The organism is Mesorhizobium sp. M1A.F.Ca.ET.072.01.1.1, from assembly GCF_004023325.1.
Taxonomy (GTDB): Bacteria; Pseudomonadota; Alphaproteobacteria; order Rhizobiales; family Rhizobiaceae; genus Mesorhizobium.
Genome location: NZ_RZSF01000459.1, coordinates 1 through 4,016, shown reverse-complemented (window position 1 = coordinate 4,016; position 4,016 = coordinate 1). Strand labels below are relative to the sequence as shown.

5 protein-coding genes are annotated in these 4,016 nt (G+C 63.5%); all 5 read right to left on the bottom strand.

Features of this window, described 5'->3' with window-relative positions; genetic code table 11:
* Window positions 1-47: 47 nt before the first annotated feature.
* Window positions 48-1,637, bottom strand: coding sequence for an apolipoprotein N-acyltransferase (lnt, locus tag EOA32_RS34190; protein WP_128374064.1), 1,590 nt, complete (start codon window positions 1,635-1,637; stop codon window positions 48-50).
* 97 nt (window positions 1,638-1,734) lie between these two features.
* Window positions 1,735-2,205, bottom strand: coding sequence for a VOC family protein (locus tag EOA32_RS34185; RefSeq protein WP_128374063.1), 471 nt, complete (start codon window positions 2,203-2,205; stop codon window positions 1,735-1,737).
* Window positions 2,206-2,214: 9 nt separating this feature from the next.
* Window positions 2,215-3,291 carry a hemolysin family protein gene (locus EOA32_RS34180; protein WP_128374062.1) on the bottom strand — a complete coding sequence of 359 codons (1,077 nt, stop codon included), beginning with the start codon at window positions 3,289-3,291 and terminating at the stop codon, window positions 2,215-2,217.
* A 27-nt stretch (window positions 3,292-3,318) separates the two neighbouring features.
* A complete protein-coding gene (gene ybeY, locus EOA32_RS34175) occupies window positions 3,319-3,816 on the bottom strand; it encodes an rRNA maturation RNase YbeY (RefSeq protein WP_095824234.1) in 498 nt (165 codons plus the stop codon).
* Window positions 3,817-3,826: 10 nt separating this feature from the next.
* On the bottom strand, window positions 3,827-4,016 hold a 190-nt coding region (locus EOA32_RS34170), incomplete at its 5' end, for a PhoH family protein (protein WP_189407610.1).

Here is a 4,016-nt window from a genome sequence, read left to right as displayed (position 1 = left end):
CGAGAAAATTTTAGGCGTTACAGTATGAGTTTCTAATGTGCCGACTGTCAATTCACCCGTAGCCGCTGCCTTACATTCAATGTGAGGGCCGCGAGGGCAAACAGCAACATGATCAGCAATCCGTTAATTCGCCGCTGATCGGCGGTTAGCAGGGCGCGCCCGGAAACCGGCACATGGGCGTCGATGGCGCCGCGCGCATCGACTGCCAGGGCATCGACGATGCGCCCACGCGAATCGACAACGGCAGAGATGCCGTTGTTGGCCGCACGCAACAAAGGCACTCCATTCTCCACCGCACGAATCTGCGCCTGCTTGAAGTGCTGGTAGGGGCCTGGCGTGTCGCCAAACCAGGCGTCGTTGGTGACGTTCACAATAAGCTCGGATGACGCTGCATCGATTGCAACGAGGTCAGGAAAGATGACCTCGTAACAGATGAACGGAACGGCGCGCAGGCCGTTCGGCACCGCGATCGGATGGCGTTCGTTGCCGGCGGCGAAATTCATCGGTCCGGCAACGAGCTGGCCTATGCCGAAACGCTCGAACAGGCCGGCAAAAGGCAGATATTCGCCGAACGGCACCAGATGCACCTTGTCGACAGCATCGACGATCTCGCCCTTGTCGTTGATCGCCACCACGGAGTTGTAATAACGGCTGCCGGCATTGCCTGCGCCACCCTCCTCGCGCACCACGCCGGCAATCAGCATCTGGCCGTCGCCCAGCATATCGCCCAAGGCCGTCAGCGCGTCCGGACGCTCCGTGAACAGGAACGGCACGGACGTTTCCGGCCACAGGATCAGTTGCGGCTTGGCATGGCCTTGCTCCGGTGCCTTCGCCGAAATCCCCATCAGCGTGGCGAAGATGCGGTCGCGCACCGAGGCATCCCATTTCTCCGTGAGGTCGACGGCGGGCTGAACGATGCGCACGTCGATCGAGCGGGTGGCCGGCGGGGCTGGGACGGCAAGCCTGAAATAGCCGAAGCCGACGTGAGCGGCAACGAGAGCGACGAACAAGGCCAAGCCCAGCCTGAGATGCCGGCGCGCCGCGACAAGCGCCGGCAGGGAAAAGACAAAAACGGCGAGCGCGTTCATGCCGATCATGCCCGTCACCGACACGCTTTGCATCAGGAGGGGCACCGGCATTGCGGCATAGCCGACGGCATTCCAGGGAAAGCCGGTGAACAGGAAATCGCGCAGCCATTCCGCAAGGCCGAAGCCGAAGGCAAGTGCGGCGATGCGGCCGATATCACTGCTCCAGCAAAGCCGCGCCACGAGCGTCGCAAAACCATAGAAGAAGGCGAGCCCAAAGGGGATGCCGACGACGGCGAAGGGCAGCGCCCAAGCGAAGCTGTCGGCCTCGACAAGAAGGGCCTGGCCGATCCACCAGAGGCCGGCGAGGAAATAGCCGAAGCCGAACCACCATCCGATGGCGAAAGCCGGGCGAAGGCGACGCAGCCAGCCGTCGGAGGCTTCACCGGTGGCGCCGTCGAGCAGCCAGACAAGCACCGGAAACGAGACGAAACAGACGGCGAAGAAATCGTAAGGCGCCTGGGCGAGAACCGCGAGCGCTCCCGCGACAAACGCCACCAGCGACCGCCGCCACCCCCACAGCAGAATTATCCGGCCGGCAAAGCGCTGCATTCAACTTTCCAAGTCGCGCGAATCAGGCAGCCAGACATTTAACAGGCCGAGCCGGATGCTCCAAACATGAGTGAGCGCAACCAAATTCACGGTCGCGCTAACGGTGCCACCCTTCAATGCTGAGGCCGCTCAGTCGCTCGGCCTCCTCTTTGGGCACAATGCGCACGGTCTGTGTGAAGGTCCAGACATGGCCTTCTGGATCGCGGGCTCGATATTGCCGTTCGCCGTAGAAACGATCGATGGGCTCCTCAACGATTTCTGCCCCCGCGGCGCGCGCTTTCTCGCAATGGGCGCCGAGGTCTTCCCTCAATCGGATATAAACCGACTGCGTGTTCTTGCCGCCGACAGAGGCGGGGCTGGCAATATGCGCGGCCCATTCGGCATCGACGATGATATAGCCGTCGCCGAACCGCATTTCGGCATGAACAAGTCGCCCGTCGCTGTCGCTCGCCAGCATGCTCGGGTCGAAGCCGAACGCCGCCTGAAGCCAGGCCAAAGCCGCGCGGGGATCTTGATAGAAGACGCCGGAGCCGAGGACAGCGTGCTTGAACGGGTCGTCGATCGGCATTAGCGAATATCAGGCCTGCTCGGTGCGCGCCGCGCGGCGGCGCTGCCGTTCGCCCTTCGGGCTCTGCACAATGCGCACCCGCTTGACGCGGCGCGGATCGGCGTCGAGCACGTGGAATTCGAAGCCCGGTATGGCCTGCACCACTTCGCCACGGGCCGGAACCCGGCCGAGCGTGTTGAAGATCATGCCGCCGATGGTGTCGACATATTCACCGTGCTCGCCCGCGGCGAAATCCTCGCCGATCATCTTGGCGACCTCGTCGATCTCGGCCTTGCCGTCGACCACGAACACGCCCTCTCCGATCCGGGTGATCATCGGCTCGTCGTCGTCGTGCTCGTCCTCGATGTCGCCGACCACCATCTCGACGATGTCTTCCAGCGAGGCGAGGCCGTCGGTGCCGCCATATTCGTCGATGACCAGCGCCATCTGGGTGCGCGTCGTCTGCATGCGCCCCATCAGGTCGGAAGCAAGCATCGATGGCGGCACGAACAGTACCGGACGGATCAGGTCGAGATCGCCGATGGTGCGGGCGAGATCGACCTGGGCCAGATCGAGGATGGTCGGCGCCTGCGCCTTCCTGTTCGCGCGGCCCTTCTTGACGCGGGCGACCTTGGTGATGTGGGCAAGAACGTCGCGTATGTGGACCATGCCGCGCGGATCGTCGAGCGTTTCGGAATAGACCGGCATGCGGGAATGACCGGACTGTTCGAAGAGGCCAAGCAGATCGCCAAGCGAGGTGGTGATCTCGACCGCCTCGATATCGGCACGCGGCACCATGACGTCCTCGACGCGCACTTCGCGCAGCCGCAGGATGTTGTTGAGCATCGCACGTTCGCCGGGCGAGAAGGATTCGGCATCGGTGGCCGTCTCGGCCAGCGCGTCGGCGATCTCCTCGCGCAGGTTGGTGCCGTTGCGGTGCCTGAACAGGCCTAGCACGCGATCGAAGAGAGAAGGACCGGCATGCGAAGGCTCGGCGGCCACGCTGCCGGTCGGAATACTCGGACTGGAGCCCTCTTCCGATTTTTCGGAAGGCTTGGCCGCACTGCCGGCGTCCGGACGGGCGGCAGTTTCTGGTTTATCGTTCATCGCCATCAGGTCAATTGGTCTTTTTTGTTACGCGTAGGGATCGGGAATGGCAAGCCTCGCAAGCGCCGCGCGCTCGATCGCTTCCATCTCCTCGGCCTCGGCGTCGGTCTCGTGATCATGGCCCAGAAGATGCAGCAGGCCATGGATGACGAGATGGGTGATATGGTTCGCCAGCGGCTTGTCTTCCAGTGCGGCCTCACGCGCGACCGTCTCGGAAGCAAGCACGATGTCGCCCAGCATCGGCGGCAACTCGGCGCCCTTCGGGACGGAAAAAGCCGGGAAAGACAGTACGTTGGTCGGCTTGTCCTTGCCGCGCCATTCGGCGTTGAGAGTGCGGATATGGGCGTCGTCGGAAAAAACCACGCTGAGCTCCGATGCGCCGCTCGCACCGGTTTCGGCAAAGGCGGCAGCGACGGCATGATCGACCAGGTGCGCCAGCTCGGCCTCAGGGGGCCAGTCGCCGGCCTCGACGAAAATATCGATGTCGACCGGCGTCTTGCCGCTGGATCCCGGATTTTCAGCCATGGGGCTTGGATCAGCTCTCGGCGCCGAGGCCCCTGGCGAACTTGCCGTCCCGGTCATAGGCCTTGACGATCTCGGCAACCAGCGGATGGCGCACGACATCACCCTCGTTGAAGCGGACGGTGACGATGCCCGGCACGCCGTCGAGGATGCGCAGCGCCTCGACCAGGCCCGACTTGGTGTTGGGCGGCAGGTCGATCTGG

Coding starts and splice junctions, on each gene's coding strand:
- lnt (WP_128374064.1), bottom strand. CDS start 1,637: ATGCAGCGCTTTGCCGGCCGGATAATTCTGCTGTGGGGGTGGCGGCGG.
- EOA32_RS34185 (WP_128374063.1), bottom strand. CDS start 2,205: ATGCCGATCGACGACCCGTTCAAGCACGCTGTCCTCGGCTCCGGCGTC.
- EOA32_RS34180 (WP_128374062.1), bottom strand. CDS start 3,291: ATGAACGATAAACCAGAAACTGCCGCCCGTCCGGACGCCGGCAGTGCG.
- ybeY (WP_095824234.1), bottom strand. CDS start 3,816: ATGGCTGAAAATCCGGGATCCAGCGGCAAGACGCCGGTCGACATCGAT.